At 73.7% G+C, this 16029-nt stretch carries 16 protein-coding genes; 5 read left to right on the plus strand and 11 right to left on the minus strand.

Features of this window, described 5'->3' with window-relative positions; translation table 11 throughout:
• The first annotated feature begins 187 nt into the window (after positions 1–187).
• Positions 188–1819, plus strand: coding sequence for an alpha-D-glucose phosphate-specific phosphoglucomutase (locus tag ACSBPG_RS26115; RefSeq protein ID WP_435540169.1), 1632 nt, complete (start codon positions 188–190; stop codon positions 1817–1819).
• Positions 1820–1926: 107 nt separating this feature from the next.
• Here the strand turns inward: ACSBPG_RS26115 and rraA are convergent, their stop codons facing one another.
• Together rraA and ACSBPG_RS26125 are read right to left on the minus strand one after the other, a co-directional pair.
• On the minus strand, positions 1927–2421 hold the full coding sequence (rraA, locus tag ACSBPG_RS26120) for a ribonuclease E activity regulator RraA (RefSeq protein WP_435540170.1): 495 nt from the start codon (positions 2419–2421) through the stop codon (positions 1927–1929).
• A gap of 80 nt (positions 2422–2501) precedes the next feature.
• Positions 2502–3134, minus strand: a complete 633-nt coding sequence (locus ACSBPG_RS26125) for a LysE family translocator (RefSeq protein WP_435540171.1) — start codon at positions 3132–3134, stop codon at positions 2502–2504.
• A 242-nt stretch (positions 3135–3376) separates the two neighbouring features.
• On the opposite strand from ACSBPG_RS26125, the gene ACSBPG_RS26130 reads away from it, so the two are divergent.
• Both ACSBPG_RS26130 and ACSBPG_RS26135 read left to right on the plus strand, forming a co-directional pair.
• A complete protein-coding gene (locus ACSBPG_RS26130; protein WP_435540172.1) occupies positions 3377–4459 on the plus strand; it encodes a TAXI family TRAP transporter solute-binding subunit in 1083 nt (360 codons plus the stop codon).
• A gap of 442 nt (positions 4460–4901) precedes the next feature.
• Positions 4902–5474 carry a GAF domain-containing protein gene (locus tag ACSBPG_RS26135; protein ID WP_435540173.1) on the plus strand — a complete coding sequence of 191 codons (573 nt, stop codon included), beginning with the start codon at positions 4902–4904 and terminating at the stop codon, positions 5472–5474.
• A 10-nt stretch (positions 5475–5484) separates the two neighbouring features.
• Here ACSBPG_RS26135 and ACSBPG_RS26140 read toward each other — a convergent pair whose 3' ends face one another.
• The 9 genes from ACSBPG_RS26140 to ACSBPG_RS26180 all read right to left on the minus strand — a co-directional run bounded on the left by ACSBPG_RS26140 (position 5485) and on the right by ACSBPG_RS26180 (position 13847).
• Positions 5485–6492 (minus strand): alcohol dehydrogenase catalytic domain-containing protein, encoded by a 1008-nt coding sequence (locus tag ACSBPG_RS26140; protein WP_435540174.1) that lies wholly within the window; start codon positions 6490–6492, stop codon positions 5485–5487.
• A 7-nt stretch (positions 6493–6499) separates the two neighbouring features.
• Positions 6500–7273, minus strand: coding sequence for an SDR family NAD(P)-dependent oxidoreductase (locus ACSBPG_RS26145; RefSeq protein WP_435540175.1), 774 nt, complete (start codon positions 7271–7273; stop codon positions 6500–6502).
• Positions 7266–8582: a histidinol dehydrogenase gene (hisD, locus tag ACSBPG_RS26150; protein ID WP_435540176.1), complete on the minus strand. Its 1317-nt coding sequence runs from the start codon at positions 8580–8582 to the stop codon at positions 7266–7268. Before hisD ends, ACSBPG_RS26145 begins: the two co-directional genes overlap by 8 nt.
• A 28-nt stretch (positions 8583–8610) precedes the next feature.
• A complete protein-coding gene (locus tag ACSBPG_RS26155; RefSeq protein WP_435540177.1) occupies positions 8611–9918 on the minus strand; it encodes a TRAP transporter large permease in 1308 nt (435 codons plus the stop codon).
• A gap of 22 nt (positions 9919–9940) precedes the next feature.
• Entirely contained in the window at positions 9941–10456 is a 516-nt protein-coding gene (locus ACSBPG_RS26160; RefSeq protein ID WP_435540178.1) for a TRAP transporter small permease, read from the minus strand.
• 202 nt (positions 10457–10658) lie between these two features.
• The gene (locus ACSBPG_RS26165) at positions 10659–11912 is read right to left on the minus strand and encodes a TRAP transporter substrate-binding protein (RefSeq protein WP_435540179.1); all 1254 of its coding nucleotides are present in this window, start codon (positions 11910–11912) and stop codon (positions 10659–10661) included.
• Positions 11827–12240: a hypothetical protein gene (locus tag ACSBPG_RS26170; RefSeq protein ID WP_435540180.1), complete on the minus strand. Its 414-nt coding sequence runs from the start codon at positions 12238–12240 to the stop codon at positions 11827–11829. The genes ACSBPG_RS26165 and ACSBPG_RS26170 overlap by 86 nt, the downstream gene beginning before the upstream one ends.
• Positions 12241–12301: 61 nt before the next feature.
• A complete protein-coding gene (locus tag ACSBPG_RS26175) occupies positions 12302–13477 on the minus strand; it encodes a UxaA family hydrolase (protein WP_435540181.1) in 1176 nt (391 codons plus the stop codon).
• Between the two features lies 1 nt (position 13478).
• Positions 13479–13847 carry a UxaA family hydrolase gene (locus tag ACSBPG_RS26180; protein ID WP_435540182.1) on the minus strand — a complete coding sequence of 123 codons (369 nt, stop codon included), beginning with the start codon at positions 13845–13847 and terminating at the stop codon, positions 13479–13481.
• 184 nt (positions 13848–14031) lie between these two features.
• On the opposite strand from ACSBPG_RS26180, the gene ACSBPG_RS26185 reads away from it, so the two are divergent.
• Positions 14032–14985: an NAD(P)-dependent oxidoreductase gene (locus tag ACSBPG_RS26185; RefSeq protein ID WP_435540183.1), complete on the plus strand. Its 954-nt coding sequence runs from the start codon at positions 14032–14034 to the stop codon at positions 14983–14985.
• Positions 14985–16010, plus strand: coding sequence for an Ldh family oxidoreductase (locus tag ACSBPG_RS26190; protein WP_435540184.1), 1026 nt, complete (start codon positions 14985–14987; stop codon positions 16008–16010). Before ACSBPG_RS26185 ends, ACSBPG_RS26190 begins: the two co-directional genes overlap by 1 nt.
• Positions 16011–16029: the final 19 nt, after the last annotated feature.

Genomic DNA, 16029 nt, shown 5'->3' on the forward strand with positions numbered 1-16029 from the left:
GATCGTCATGGTGACGGATTGTCCATGGTTTGACCGGTATTCGTGCGATCCGTTTCCACGATGCGGAATCGCGCCGTTCCCCGCGGTCTCGGCGCGGCGCCTGTTGATCCCGCGGGGGCGGCCGGTCCATACAGGACGGGCACGGAACGGCCCCGGGAGGCCGCCGCGTATCCAGGGAGGACGTCCAGTGACTGCCGTTACCCACCCAACGACCCCGTTCACCGACCAACGGCCGGGAACCTCGGGGCTGCGCAAGGCCGTACGCGTCTTCGCGGCGCCGCGCTATCTGGAGAACTTCGTCCAGTCCATCTTCGACAGCCTGGACGGGCTGGCCGGGGCGGCCCTGGTGGTCGGCGGCGACGGCCGCCACCACAACCGCGCCGCCATCCAGACCATCCTGAAGATGGCGGCGGCCAACGGGGTGGCGCACGTGGTGGTCGGGCGGGGCGGCATCCTGTCGACGCCGGCGGCGTCGTGCCTGATCCGCAAGCGCGGCACGTTCGGCGGCCTGATCCTCTCGGCCAGCCACAACCCGGGCGGGCCCGACGGCGACTTCGGCCTCAAGTACAACGCCGGCAACGGCGGTCCGGCGCCGGAGGCGCTGACCGAGGCGTTCTTCCGCCGCTCCAGGGAGATCGACGCCTACCGCATCGTCGAGGCCGCCGACGTCGACCTGGAGACGCTCGGCACCAGCCGGCTGGACGGTATGACGGTGGAGGTGGTCGATCCCGTCGCCGACTACGCCGAGCTGATGGAGAGCCTGTTCGACATGGCGGCGATCCGCGCCCTGTTCGCCTCGGGCTTCCGCATGGTGTTCGATGCCATGCACGCGGTCACCGGCCCCTACGCCACCGAGATCCTGGAGCGCCGGCTGGGCGCCGCCGCCGGCACCGTCATCAACGGCGTGCCGCTGGAGGATTTCGGCGGCCACCACCCCGACCCCAACCTCGCCCACGCCCGCGACCTGGTGGCGCGCATGGAGGGTCCGGACGCCCCCGACTTCGGCGCCGCCTCCGACGGCGACGGCGACCGCAACATGATCCTCGGCCGCGGCGTCTTCGTGTCGCCCAGCGACAGCCTGGCGGTGCTGGCCGCCAACGCCGGCCACGTGCCGGCCTTCGCCGGCGGGCTCACGGGCGTGGCGCGCTCCATGCCGACCAGCCGGGCGGTGGACCGGGTGGCGACGGCGCTGGGGCTCGACTGCTACGAGACGCCGACGGGCTGGAAGTTCTTCGGCAATCTGCTGGACGCCGGCCGCATCCGCCTGTGCGGCGAGGAGAGCTTCGGCACCGGCTCCGACCACGTCCGCGAGAAGGACGGGCTGTGGGCGGTGCTGATGTGGCTGAACGTGCTGGCGGCGCGGCGCCTGTCGGTCGCCGAGATCATGGCCGAGCACTGGCAGACCTACGGGCGCACCTATTACGGCCGCCACGACTACGAGGGGATCGCCCAGGACGCGGCCGACGCCCTGATCGCCGACCTGCGCGCCCGCCTGCCGCAGCTTGCCGGGCAGACGGTGCAGGGCCGCCGCATCGCCACCGCCGACGAGTTCGCCTACACCGACCCGGTGGACGGCAGCCGCTCCGAGCGCCAGGGGCTGCGCGTCGGCTTCGCGGACGGGGCGCGCATCGTCTACCGCCTGTCGGGCACCGGCACGTCCGGCGCCACCCTGCGGGTCTATCTCGAGCGCTACGAGCCCGACCCGGCGCGCCACGGGCTGGAGACCGAGGAGGCGTTGGCCGATCTGGCGTCCATCGCCGTCGACCTCGCCGCCATCGTCCGCCACACCGGGCGGACGGCGCCCGACGTGCGGACCTGAGCCCCTCTCCTCCAAGGGGCGAGGGGTTTTTCCTCAACCGCCACGTTGCTCTCAACCGTTCCGCTTGGACCTGAGGGCGGCCGCCTGGCGGCGGCGCCCCTCCCGGCTCACCCGGCGGCCGCGTCCCAGGACGCCGGGTCCAGCACCAGCACGCCGTCGGCGTCGGCGAACACCAGGTCGCCGGGCGCCACGCGGATGCCGGCGACGGTCACCGCCAGGCCGGTCTGGCCCTCGCCGCGGCGGTCGGTCTTGCGCGGGATCGCCGCCAGCGCCTTGATGCCGAGGTCGAGGCCGGCGAGCACGGCGGCGTCGCGCACGCAGCCGTGGATCACCACCCCCTCCCAGCCCTTGGCGACGGCGTCCTTGGCGATGAGATCGCCCATCAGGGCGCAGCGCAGGCTGCCGCCGCCGTCGACCACCAGCACCTTGCCGGCGCCGGGGCTGGCGAGGATCTCCTTGACCCGGGAATTGTCCTCGAAGCACTTCACGGTCACGGCCGTCCCGGCGAAGCGGAGGCGGGCGCCGAAGTCGCGGAACACCGGCTCGGCGACGCGGGCCGCCTCGCCGAATCGGTCGTAGAGGTCGCAGGTGCTGTCGAACATGGCGTGCCGCGCTCCCGGTCTGCTGGGTCCGAGCGGCCTTGATAGACGGAATCGGCCCCCGTGGGCAGGGGCTTTTCGCCTCACACGCGGCGGGCCAGGGCCAGCAGGGCGCCGGCGCCGATCAGCAGGCCGCCGGTCAGCCGGTTGAGGCGCCGCGCCGCGCGCGGCCCGGTGAGGCGGGCCGCCAAACTGGTGCCGCCCGCGGCGTAGGCCATGATCCAGCCGAACTCGATCACCACCATGGCGCCCACCAGGGCGGCGAGCTGCGGCGCCAGCGGCGCCGCCGGGTCGATGAACTGCGGGAACAGCGCCGCCATGAAGACCAGCGCCTTGGGATTGCTGGCCGCCACCAGGGCGCCGCGCGCCGCCAGGCGCAGCGGCGCCGCCTCGGCGTCGGCCGCCGGCCGCCCGTCGGGTCCGGCCGATTCGACCGGGGCGCGCCAGCTCGCCACGCCGAGCCAGGCGAGATAGGCGACCCCCGCCCACTTCACCGCCTGGAAGGCCGGCTCCGACGCCGCCAGCAGGGCCCCCAGCCCGAGCGCCGAGAGGGCGGCCATGGCCGCCAGCGCCAGGCACATGCCGAGCCCGGCCCAGGCGGCTCGGCGCGCCCCGAAGCGCACGCCGAGCCCCATCGCCAGGAGCATGTTCGGCCCCGGCGTCATCGACAGGAAGAACGCGGTGACCACGAAGACGGACAGCGTCTGCCAGCTCAAGATCGCCTCCCCGGAAGGCCGCCTAAGTGGCACGCCGGGCGGCGGCGCACCATCGCGCGAAGCGCAGGGCAGGGTCGCGTCCGCCGTACCTCCACTGGCTCCATGAACCATTCGCGTCTGGCCCTACGCACGGCCATGCTGCGGTGCCATATTACCGGGACGGGACGGCGCCCGGATCCCCGCGGCCGCGATGCCCGATCGACGCAGCCGGCCCGTCGCGGGCCGGTCAGGGACGATTTCCCATGCCCGCACCTTCCATCCGCGGCCGCCGGTCGGCCGCGTGCCTGACGTTTCTTTCCCCGCTGCTGGCCCTGCTGCTGGCGGGCACCGCCGCGCCGGCGCAGGAGCCACGGCTGCTGCCGGTGCTGGGCGGCCCGCCGGGCAGCGCCCAGTACGAGGTGGCGCAGGCCATCGCGGCCGCCGTCAGCAAGCCGCCGGGCGACTGGCCGTGCGACCGCGGCGGTGGCTGCGGCGTGCCCGGACTGCTGGCGGTCGTGCAGTCCTCTGGCACGTCGGTGGAGGCGCTGCAGCGGGTCGCCGCCGGCACGGCGGCGTCGGCGGTGGTGCAGGCGGACGTCGTGCAGATGGCCCTGGCCAGCCCCGGCCTGCTGGGTCTGCGCACGCCGTTGCGCGAGGTGGCGGTGCTGGCGCATGTCGGTTCCCGGCCGGTGTGGATCGCCGTGCGCGCCGACAGCGAGGTGGTCTCGATCGCCGGCCTGGCCGGCCGGCGGGTGTCGTGGGGGTCGACCTACTCGGACAGCTGGCTGGCCGGCCGCCAAGTGTTCCGGCGGCACGGCGTCGCGGCGGCCGACCTCGATCTCCGTCCCATGGACACCCGCGACGCGCTGGCCGCGGTGGCGGCGGGAACGCTCGACGCGGTCGTCGACACCCGCCTGCTGCCGAGCGCCGTCGACGACCTGCGCCGGCGCGGCCTGCGCCTGCTGCCGGTCGACCCGGCGGCGGTGGAACGGCTGGGGCGCGAGCAGGGCGCCTTCGGCCTGGCCTGGCTCGCCGGCCCGGGCGGCGACGACGCCGCCGTGCCGGTCGCCGCGGTCGAGATGCTGTGGGTCGGCGGAGCCGGTGTCGACCGCGACACCGGCCGCCGGCTGCTGGAGGCGCTGTGGGACCGGCGCAACTGCGCGCGGCTGGCGTCCTCCGTGCGGCGCTCGCCCCTCGTCGAGGTCGCCGGGAGCGCCGGCGTCCTCGGTCTGCCGTCCCACCCCGGCGCCGAGGCGTTCCGTCAAGAGGCGCCGGCCCGCGGCGCGGCCGCCGCGGATCCGGTCAGCGCCTGCCTGCGCGAAGAGCTGGCACGTCAGCTGCGCTGACGGGCGAGCCGCGCGGGACCGCCTGTGCGGCGAATTGTCGCGGTCGGCGCGGTCGGCAGATCCGCGCAGACATCATCACTTGAAATAATAAATTAAGGAATAGTCCAGGGCGTGCCGTTCCCGCCGGTTTCCATCGTGTGCTTTGAACTTTGTGGGATCGGCGAAGGGAATGTTCGTCAAGGGGCGGGGAAAAATCCGAACAAGAGGGTTGTGGCGCGATTGTTTTTCTTGGATTGACGGTGTTTTTCGGCAAACCGAACCGCCACGGTCGCGTATAAGAGGGTCAAAGGCGTCGCTGCGTCGGCGGGCCGGTGCCGGACCGTCGCCGCGAGACCTTGCGCGTCCACCCTGTCGCCCTCTGAACATGTGCCCGACGATGAATGACCGATGGCCGATGGCCCTTTTCCCACACCACGCGGCGGCGCAGGCCGGATCTTTGCGCATGACGACGATCGAGCACGAGGAGCCGCCGATCGCCTATTACCCGGACGTCGCCACGACGTCCCTCGGCGACGACGAGGACCGGGCGCCGATCCGGGACGAACCGGCCCGGCTGGCCGCGCTGCACGGGCTGCGCGTTCTCGACACCGTGTGCGAGGAGACCTTCGACCGGCTGACCCGCTGGGCCGTCGAGGCTTTCCGGGTGCCGATCGCCCTGGTGTCGCTGGTCGACGCCGACCGCCAGTGGTTCAAGTCGGCCTGCAACCTCGGCGTTCCGGAAACGCCGCGGGACGTCGCGTTCTGCAATCACACCATCCTCTCGCGCCGGCCGACGGTGGTGGAGGACGCGGTGAGCGACCCGCGCTTCCGCGACAACCCCCTCGTGCTGGGCGATCCGCACATCCGCTTCTACGCCGGCGCCCCGATCATCACGCCGGAGAACTACGCGGTCGGCACCTTCTGCATCATCGGCCGCGAGCCGCGCCGCTTCACCGTCACCGAGCAGTACACGCTGCGCCAACTGGCGGCCCTGGTGATGGAGGAGCTGCTGCTGCGCCGGGAACGCCTGCCCTGATGCGGCGTCGTCACGGCACCAGCACCAGCTTCGGTGCCGCCACGCCGCCGGCGTGCAGGTCGCGGAAGGCCGCGGGCCCGTCGGCCAGGGACCGGCGCTCGGACCAGTCCAGCGCCCCCAGGCGCCCCGTCAGCATGGCGGCGACCGTGTCGCGGAAGTCCGCCGCGGTGTAGGTGTAGGCGCCGACCACCGTCAGTTCCTGCAGGGTCATGCGGCGCACGTCGAGTCCGCCGGCCGGCGCGGCCAGGCCGATGTGGACGATGACGCCGCCCGGCGCCGCCGCCCGGCACGCCGCGGCACGGCTCGCCTCGCCGCCGTAGGCGTCCACCACCAGGTCGGCGGCGCCGTCGACCGGACCGCCGCCGCCCGGACCGCCGTCGGCGGGGTCGAAGACGGCGAACGGGCCGGCGGCGGCCAGCGCGGCGTGGCGGCGGCGGTTGGGCTCGGCCATCCGGATGCCGGCGGCGCCGAAGGCGGCGAGCGCCAGCGCCGCCGACAGGCCGATGGCGCCGCCGCCGATCACCAGGCAGCGTGCCGCCGGCAGCGGCCGGTCGAGCGCGCGTCCGGCCAGCCGCACCGCATGCCAGCCGCAGGCCAGCGGCTCGGCCAGGGCCGCGGCGGCGGCGTCGAAGCCGTCGGGCAGGGGGATCAGGTTGCGCTCGGGCAGGGCGATGCGCTCGGCGAAGGCGCCGGGGCGCGGCGGCATGGAGATGATCTGCCGGTCGGGGCACAGGTTGGTGCGGCCGGCCAGGCAGGCCGGGCAGGCCATGCAGGTGACCAGCGGGTTGACCGCCACCCGCCGCCCGGCGAGCGCGCCGCCGAGCACCGTCCCCGCCGCCTCGTGGCCGAGCACCAGGGGGGCGGGGCGCCGCTCGTCGTGGCCGAGCCAGGCGTGCATGTCGGAGCCGCAGATGCCGACCGCCTCGACGCGCACCGCCACCTCGCCCGCGGCGGGGGCGACGTCGTCGACCTCGGTCAGGTCCATCCGTCGGGGGCCGGTGTAGAGCAGGGCGCGCATCGCATCCTCACGTCGCGAGATAGCCGCCGTCGACCGCCAGCACCTGGCCGGTGACGTAGGCCGAGCCGGGGGCGGCCAGGAACACCGTGGCGCCGTCCAGGTCCTCCAGGACGCCGTTGCGGCCGATCGCGGTGGCCCGCGCGTGGCGGGCCGCGGTGTCGGCGTCGGCGAACACCGGGGCGGTCAGGCGGGTCGGGAAGAAGCCCGGGGCGATGGCGTTGGCGGTGATGCCGTCGGCCGACCAGGCCTGGGCCATGGCCCGCGTCAGCTGGGCGATGCCGCCCTTCGAGGCGCCGTAGGCGATGGAATCGGGGAAGGCGCGGAAGCTCTGCAGGGAGGCGACGTTGACGATGCGGCCGTAGCCGGCCTCACGCATGCCGCCGACCAGGGCGCGGGCGAGGAAGAACGGCACCGTGAGGTTGAGGCGCAGGGTGGCGTCCCAGCTCTCCGGCGTCACCGCATCGGCCGGCTCGCGCCGGTTGACGCCGGCGGCGTTGACGAGGATGGCCGGCGGGCCGAACGGCCGGCCGGCGGCTTCCGCCAGGATGCCGGCGTCGTCCGGCGCGGCGAGGTCGGCGGGCAGCGGCGCGGCGCGCCCGCCGTGCCGTTCGATCGCGGCGACGGTGTCGGCCAGCGCCGCGGAGTCCCGCGCCAGCGCCACCACGGCGGCGCCGGCGCGGGCCAGGGTGAGGGCCATCCGGCGGCCGATGCCCGAGGACGCGCCGGTGACCAGCGCCACCCGGCCGTCGAGGGCGAACAGGTCGCGCAGCAGGTCAGTCATGGCCGCCCGCGTCCGCCGCCAGGTCGAAGCGCTCGCCGGGGAACCAGGTGGCGAGGCGGACGTCGGAGGTGCGGGCGTGCGCCTCCATGCCCTCCAGCCGGGAGATGCGCGCCGACACCGGCCCGACGTCGCGGCTGGCGTCGCGGGTCATGCGCTGCCAGGTCAAGGTCTTCAGGAACTTGCCGACCGACAGGCCGCCGGTGTAGCGGGCCGCCCCCTTGGTCGGCAGGATGTGGTTGGGTCCCGACGCCTTGTCGCCGTAGGCGACCGTGGTCTCCGGCCCGAGGAACAGGGAGCCGTAGTTGCGCAGCCGCCCCAGCCACCAGTCGAGGTCGGCCGCGTGCACCTCCAGGTGCTCGGCGGCGTAGGCGTCGGCGAGGCGGGCGGCCTCCTCGCGGTCGTCGGCGACCACCACCTCGCCGTAGTCGCGCCACGCCGCGGCGGCGTTGGCGCGGTTGACCTCGGGCAGGGCGTCGATCAGCGCCGGCACCAGCGCTAGCACCCGCTCCGCCAGCGGGCGCGACAGCGAGACCAGCCAGGCCGGCGAGTTGTAGCCGTGCTCCGCCTGGCCGACCAGGTCGGCGGCGACGATCCCGGGATCGGCGGTGTCGTCGGCGACGATGAGGATCTCGGTGGGGCCGGCCACCATGTCGATGCCGACCCGGCCGAACAGCAGGCGCTTGGCCTCGGCCACGTACTGGTTGCCGGGGCCGACCAGGATGTCGGCCGGCCGGCCGGTGAACAGGCCGAAGGCCAGCGCCGCCACCCCCTGGACGCCGCCCAGGTTGAGCACCGTGTCGGCGCCGCAGAGGTCGAGGGTGTAGAGGATCGCCGGGGCGATGCCGACCCCCGGCCGCGGCGGCGAGCAGGCGACCACCCGCTCCACCCCGGCGACCCGCGCCGTCGTCACCGACATGATGGCCGAGGCGACGTGGGCGTAGCGCCCGCCCGGCACGTAGCAGCCGGCGGTCTGCACCGGCACGGTGCGGTGGCCGGCGGTCAGGCCGGGCGACAGCTCGATCTCCAGGTCGGCGATGGTGGCGCGCTGGGCCTCGGCGAAGCGGCGCACCCGGTCGTGGGCGGCGCGGATGTCGTCCCTGAGGCGCTGCGGCACCCGCTCGGCCGCCGCGGCGATGGCCTCGCGCGGCACGACGACGTCGCCGTCCCAGCCATCGAGCCGGGCCGCACAGCGGCGCGCCGCCGCCTCGCCGTCGCGTTCGATCTCGTCGAGGATGGCGCGCACCGCCTCGCGCACGTCGGCCTCGCCCGAGGCGGCGGTCTTGACGGCGGACTTGAGGGGAGTGGGCATGGGGAAACCTCGGGGATGGGGGGCGGCGTCAGCGCAGCGCCCACAGGGACAGGGCCGGCACAAAGGCGAGCAGCAGCACCACGCCCAGCATCGCCAGCACGTAGGGGACGGCCTTGGCGGCGATCGGCATGATGCGCTCCCCGGTCAGGCCGGAGAGGACGAAGAGGTTGAGGCCGAGCGGCGGGGTGATGAAGCCGACCCCCAGCGCCGTCACCATGAAGATGCAGAAATGGATCGGGTCCATGCCGATCTCCTGGGCCAGCGGCAGCATGATGGGGGCCAGGACGACGATGTTGGGCGTCGTCTCCATCACGCAGCCGGCGAGGATGAAGACGCCCAGCATCAGCAGGATGATCGCCGTGGGATCGCTGGTGACGGCGGTGATCTCCTGCACCACCGCCTGCGGCACGTCGAGGGCCGACAGCACCTGGGCGAGCGGCAGGGCGAAGGCGATGATGGGGACGATGACGCCGTTCACCTTGGCCGAGGATTCCAGCATCTTCGGGAAGTCGGCCAGGGTGAGCGTGCCCTGTCCCAGGCCGATGGCGATGGTGAGCACCACCGCCACCGCAGCCGCCTCGGTCGGCGTGAACACGCCGGAATAGATGCCGCCCCAGATGACGGCGGGGATCGCCAGGGCGTAGCGGCCCGCCCACACCGCCCGCAGCCAGCGCCGCAGCGAGAAGCGGTCGTCGGTGTTCTCGTAGCCGTGCAGGCGGTTGAGGAGGATGTTGGTGGCCATGATCGCCAGCATGATCATCACCCCCGGCACCGCCGCCGCCAGGAACAGGGTGGAGGCGGAGATGCCGAGCACCAGGCCGATGATGATGTAGGCGATCGACGGCGGGATCAGGATGCCGGTGCACGACCCCGAGGCCACCAGGGCGCAGGCGTAGGCGCGGGGGTAGCCGCGCTCCACCAGCCGGGCGTAGGTGATGCGCCCGACCGCCGCCGCCCCCGCCGCGTCGGAGCCGGAGATGCAGGCGAAGAAGCCGCAGCCCAGAACGGTGGTGGAGCCGAGGCCCGAGCGCAGCGAGCCCATGGTCGCCTCGGCGATGTCGAGCAGCCGGTCGGACAGGCCGGAGCGCACCAGGGCGTCGCCGGTGAGGATGTAGAGGGGGATGGCGATCAGCGCGAAGGCGTCGACCCCCTCGAACAGGGCCTCGCCCAGCAGGGTCAGCGGCAGCACGTCGGTCGCCACCAGCAGGGCGATGGCGCCGCAGCCGAGCGTCACCCACACCGGCACGCTGAGCGCGAACAGCGCCACCATCAGCAGAACCGGGCCGAGAATGTCCCAGCCGAGCTCGAGGGTGGCGCCGGGAACCTGATAGAGCATGCGGGCGGCTCCCCTGGGGGTGTCAGTCGAAGAGGCGGGCGCCGCGGTAGGGCGGGCGCCCGGCGCGCAGGTCGGCGACGTCGCGCGCCATCGACTGGACGACGCGCAGGACGATCAGCAGGAAGCCGAAGGGCACGGCGACGAGGAACCAGGCGCGGCCGATGCGCAGCCCGTCGGTGACCGAGCCGAAGGTCAGCGAGGTGACGACCGGGTCGAGCGACCAGTAGAGGGCGGTCACCGCGAGCGCCAGCGTCAGCAGGTCGCCCAGCATGTAGAGGGCGGCCGCGGCGCGCTCGGGCAGATGGTCGGTCAGCACGTCGATGCGGATGTGCGCGCGCTCGCGCACCGCCGAGGCCGCGCCGATCCACACGAGGTAGATGAAGGCGAAGCGCGCCGTCTCCTCGCCCCAGACGCTGGAGTAGGACAGCACGAAGCGGCGCACCACCTCGACGAAGATCACCAGCACGATGAAGCTGTAGAAGCCGAGCAGCAGCCAGCGCTCGCCGTTGCGCTCGAAGCGGGAGAGGAGGTCGGGCATGGGGCTTCCCTTCCGCCCCTCCCCCGGCTCCGCCGGGGGAGGGTGGCGCCGCAGGCGCCGGGTGGGGGCAAGGTCTTGCAGACGGCTTGCGCCCCTGATGTGACGGTCCGGGGCGGTTGCCGGTCCGCAGGACCTTGCCCCCACCCTCCCGCTGCGCGGGCCCCTCCCTCCCCCGGCGCGGCCGGGGGAGGGGACAGGTGTCTCACACGTCGTGCACGTAGTACCGGCCCATGGTGTTGGCCGCGTCCTCCAGCAGCTTGAAGGCGCCGGCGTCGCCGAGGACGCTGGCCTTCAGCTCGTCCCACTCGGCGCGCTGGGCGCCGGCGGCGTCCTTCCACTGCGCCAGCTCGTCGGCCGTCGGCACGTAGAACTTCACTCCGGCCGCCGCCATCTCGGCCATGGCGAAGGCGCGCGACGCCGGCACCTGGGCGAGGTTCTGCTGGAACGACACCTCGCCGGCCTGGCGCAGCGCGTCCTTGAGATCGGCCGGCAGCCCGTCGAACCACGCCTTGTTGAGGGCGTAGACCTGGCTGTCGGGAACCGGGCGGTTGAAGGTCACCCAGGACAGGACGTCCTTGAAGCCGAAGGCGTAGAGCGCGCCCGCCGCGGGGTCGAGGGCGTCGGCCACGCCCTGCTTGATGGCGCTCGCCGTCTCGCCCCAGGCGACCGGCGTCGGGTTGGCGCCGAGCAGCCGGTAGAACTCCTTGAGGATGGCCGAGCCGGGGACGCGGAACTTGATGCCGGCGAGGTCGGCCGGGGTGCGGAACGGCTCGTCCGACAGGCCGCGCCGCTTGGCCGCGGTGCGCGGGTCGATGCAGAAGAAGAACAGCGGCTCGAACCCCTTCTCGCGCACCCGGTCGACGACCTTCTCCTCCCACACCTTCGAGCCGACGAGGTTGACGAACTTCTGGTTCTCGCCGACCCAGTAGGGGATGTTGATGAGGTCCACCGCCGGGGCGAAGGGGGCGAAGTTGGACAGGCTGAACTGGCCGCACTCCACGGTGCCCGCCTGGACCTTCTGGGCCAGCGCCGTGCCGGTGCCGAGCGCGCCGCCCGGCTGCAGCTTGACGTAGACCTTGCCGCGGCTGAAGTTCTGGATGTTCTCCTTCACGTTCAGCTGCATCATCGGGTAGGAGCGGGTGGTGCCGATGCGGTACTCGGTCGCCAGGGTGATCTTGTGGGCGGCGGCCGCCTCGCGCTCGCGCTCCTCCTGGGCGGTCTGGGCGGCGGCCTCGCCCGACGCCAGGGTGCCGGCGCCGGCGGCGACCAGCGCCGCGGTCACGCCGAAGCGGGCGGAGACCCGGAAGAAGTTGCGGCGCTCCTCGGACGCCAGGGCCCCGTCACGGTTGCCCTCGTCACGGCTGCTCTCGTCACGGCCGCCCGCGGCACGGCGGCCGGTCATGTGGTCGAGTTCGGCGAGCGCGCGGTCGATCCGCCGCTTTCCCATACCATCCATGGTCTCCTCCCTTGGTGACTGGCGAGCGGGCCGTCTTGCCGGCGCCCAACGCCGGTGCGGCCGTCTTCTCGCGGGGTGTGTCCGGTGCGGCGGTCTCCTGGCTCGCGGTGTCTCGTTCCAGCTTCATCCGTTCGCGGCGCAGCGCCGCGACGGTCAACAGGGCGGCGGCGCACGCCAGCATCAGGAACTGCCCGACGTCGCCCAGCGGCGAGCCGCCGCCGCCGCCCGTCAGCACGCGCAGCTTGCCGGCCAGCACGTCGGCGCAGAACAGGCCGAAGAAGACCCAGAACAGCGGGAAGGCGATACCGGTGATGCGGTCCTTCGCCATGGGCCGGGGGCTCCTTCGCCCGATCGTTCGTTCCGCGGTGTGAGGGCCGGCGGGCCGTCCCTCAGGCGCTGCGGTACAGCTTGGTCATCACGAATTCGCGGTGGCCCAGCGCCTCGGCCGCGGTGGCGCGGCCATTGGCGGTGCGCAGGGTCATGTCGATCAGCGCGTCGCCGGCGTCGTCGATGGTCATCTCGCGGCGCAGGACGCCGGTGACGTCGACGTCGACGTGCTCGCCCATGGTGCGCACCGTGCGCGGGTTGCCGGTGATCTTGACCACCGGCATGATGGGGTTGCCGATGACGTTGCCCTGGCCGGTGGGGAACAGGTGCACGACGAAGCCGGCCGCGGCCTGCAGCGTGCAGCACTCGGCCGCCGCGCTGGAGGTGTCCATGAAGTAGAGGCCGGGGCCCTTGCCCGGCGCCTCGGCCGGCTCCAGGACGTCGATGTACTTCGCCGTGCGGCCGATCTTCTCCAGGTTGCCGAAGGCCTTCTCCTCGATGGTGGAGAGGCCGCCGAACTTGTTGCCCTTGGTGGGCTGGCTGTCGGAGAGGTCGTCGACCTTGTTGGCCTCGATCACCTCGTCCTGGTAGGCCTGCCAGGTCCGCAGGAACTTCTCCCGCGCCTCCGGCGTGGCGGCGCGCTCGGCGCACACCATCTCGGCGCCGGTGATCTCCGACGTCTCGCCGAAGCACGAGGTGATGCCGCGCGGGTCGAGCTTGTCGATGAGGTTGCCGACCGAGGGGCAGGAGGCGATGCCGGTGGTGGTGTCGCTCTCGCCGCACTTGGCGGCGACCCACAGATCCTCGATGGCGCAGCGCTCGCGCTGCTTCTCGGTCGCCCAGTGGACGAATTCCTTGGCGGTGCGCGAGGCGCGGGCGATGGTGGCGATGTCGCCGTTCTGCTCGATGGCGAAGCCCTCCACCGGCTTGCCGGTCCGGGCGATGCCGTCCACCACCTTCCTCGTCCATTCCGGCTCGATGCCGATGACCACCACGGCGGCGACGTTGGGGTTGGCGCCGGTGCCGATGATGGTGCGGAAGTGCAGGTCGAGGTCGGCGCCGAACTGCAGGCGGCCGTAGGAGTGGGGCAGCGCCATCACCCCCTTGATGTTGTTGGCGACACCCTCGCAGGCGGCGTTGGAGATGTCGTCCAGCGGCAGCACGACGACGTGGTTGCGGATGCCGACGCGGCCGTTCTCGCGCCGGTACCCCAGGAAATGGTCGCGGGGGGCCGCCATCTCACCACCTCTTCGTCTTGATGTTGTGGGCGTGGACGTAGCCGCCGCGGGGGATGTCCTCCACCGCCCGGCCGATGTCGTGCTCGTACTTGACGATGGTGTCGCCGGCCTTGATGGCCTGGACGGCCACCTTGTGGCCCAGCGGGATGTCGGCCAGCGCCGTCAGCTCGATGGTCTCGTCGGTCTCCATCAGCCAGCCGCTGATGGTGTCCCCCTGGTGCACGTCCTCGGTGACGACGACGCCGACGGTGTCGCCCTTGTTGTGGACGACGAAATGCGGGGTCGGCTGCCCATTGGCGTTGGGGACGCCGCCGCGGGCGACGGCCGGCACGGCCGTCCCGCCCGGGGACGCCGCGATCGGATGCGACATCGCTCTCCTCCCTGTCCGCGCGGTTCGCGCTTCTCCTTGGCGTTCAGGGTAGGGATGGGAAAATCCGTTTGTCAAGCCAATCTTTCATCTCTTATATAAGACCAAAGAGACGAGGGCCCGCTGCGGCGGGCCGGACCGAAGATGGCGCCGGAGATGGCGCCGATGACGGCGGAGGGAGGGGAGCATGGCGGACGCGCCGCCCGAGGTGGTGATCAGCGAGTTCATGGACGAGGCGGCGGTGGCCGGGCTCGCCGCCGACCACCGGGTGCTCTACGACCCCGGGCTGGTCGACCGGCCGGACGAGCTGCGGCGCGCCGTCGGCGCGGCGCGGGCGCTGATCGTGCGCAACCGCACCCCGGTGCGGGCGCCGCTCCTGGACGCCGCACCGCACCTGGTGGCGGTCGGCCGGCTCGGCGTCGGCCTCGACAACATCGACGTGGAGGCGTGCCGGGCGCGCCGTGTCGCGGTCTTCCCGGCGACCGGGGCGAACGACGATTCGGTGGCGGAGTACGTGATCGCCGGGGCGCTCGTGCTGCTGCGCGGCGCCTACTTCGCCACGGCCGACGTGGCCGCCGGGCGCTGGCCGCGGGAGCGGCTGATCGGCCGCGAGATCGCCGGCTGCACCCTGGGGCTGGTCGGGTTCGGCGGCATCGCCCGGGCGACGGCGCGCCGGGCGGCGGCGCTCGGCATGGCGGTGCAGGCGTACGACCCGTTCGTGCCGGCCGACGCGCCGGCCTGGCGCGAGCTGGCGGTCGGCCGGGCGGACCTCGACACCGTGCTGGCGACCAGCGACGTGGTCAGCCTGCACGTGCCGCTGGCCGAGGGCACGCGCCGGCTGATCGACGCCGCGGCGCTGGCCCGCATGCGGCCGGATGCGGTGCTGGTCGACGCCGCCCGCGGCGGCGTGCTCGACGAGGCGGCGCTGGCGGCGGCGTTGCGGGCCGGCCGGCTCGGCGGCGCCCTGCTCGACGTCTTCGAGCGCGAGCCGCTGGGACCGGACAACCCCTTCGCCGGCGTGCCGAACCTGATCCTGACGCCGCACATCGCCGGGGTGACGGCGCAGTCCAACCGGCGGGTCAGCGCGGTGACGGCGGACGCCGTCCGCCGGGCGCTGGCCGCGCGGACGGAGGTGGCGTGATGGCGGGACCCTTTCCCCTGGAGCACCTGCGCGACCTGACGGTACGCGCCCTCGCTGCCGCCGGCACCGGGGAAGCCGCCGCGGCGGCCGTCGCCGACGCGCTGGTGGCGGCCGAGGCGGACGGGCAGGCCGGGCACGGGCTGTCGCGGGTCGCCAGCTACGCCGACCAGGCGGCGTCCGGCAAGGTGGCCGGGCACGCCGAACCGGTGGTGACCCGGCGCGCCCCCGGCGCCGTGCTCGCCGATGCCTGTGACGGCTTCGCCTATCCCGCCATCCGCCAGGGCCTGGCGGTCGCCGCCGAGGCGGCGCGGGAGACCGGCGTGGCGGCCCTGGCGGTCGCCAACTCCCATCATTTCGGCATGGCCGGATACCATGTGGAGGGGCCGGCGCGGGCCGGGCTGGTGGCGCTGGCGTTCGGCAATTCCCCCGCGGCGATTCCGCCCTGGGGTGGCGCCCGCGCCCTGTTCGGCACCAACCCCGTCGCCTTCGCCGCGCCGCGGGCGGGCGGCGAGCCGCTGGTGATCGACCTGTCCCTCTCCAAGGTGGCGCGCGGCAAGATCATGGTGGCGGCCCGCGAGGGCCGGCCGATCCCCGAGGGCTGGGCGCTCGACGCCGACGGTCGGCCCACCAGCGACGCCAAGGCGGCGCTGGCCGGCTCCATGCTGCCCATGGGCGACGCCAAGGGGGCGGCGCTGGTGCTGATGGTGGAGGTGCTGGCGACCTGTCTCACCGGCGCGCGCTTCGGCTACGAGGCCAGCTCCTTCTTCGATGCCGAGGGGCCGCCGCCCCGGGTCGGCCAGCTCTTCCTGCTGCTGGACCCCGCGGCCTTCGGGGCCGACGGCGGCTTCGCCCGGCGGGTGGCGGTGCTGTGCGAGGCGATCCTCGCCCAGCCGGGCACGCGGTTGCCCGGCGAGCGCCGGTACGAGTCGCGGCGGGCGGCGCGGGAGAGCGGCGTCGTGGTCGCCGATGCCGTCTACGCCGACCTGCGGCGCCGGGCGGGAGCCGACCGGGACGGCGGCGGGTGACCGAACGCAAGGGCGGCCG

This window comes from Azospirillum sp. ST 5-10 (assembly GCF_051225715.1).
In the GTDB taxonomy this organism is placed as follows: domain Bacteria; phylum Pseudomonadota; class Alphaproteobacteria; order Azospirillales; family Azospirillaceae; genus Azospirillum.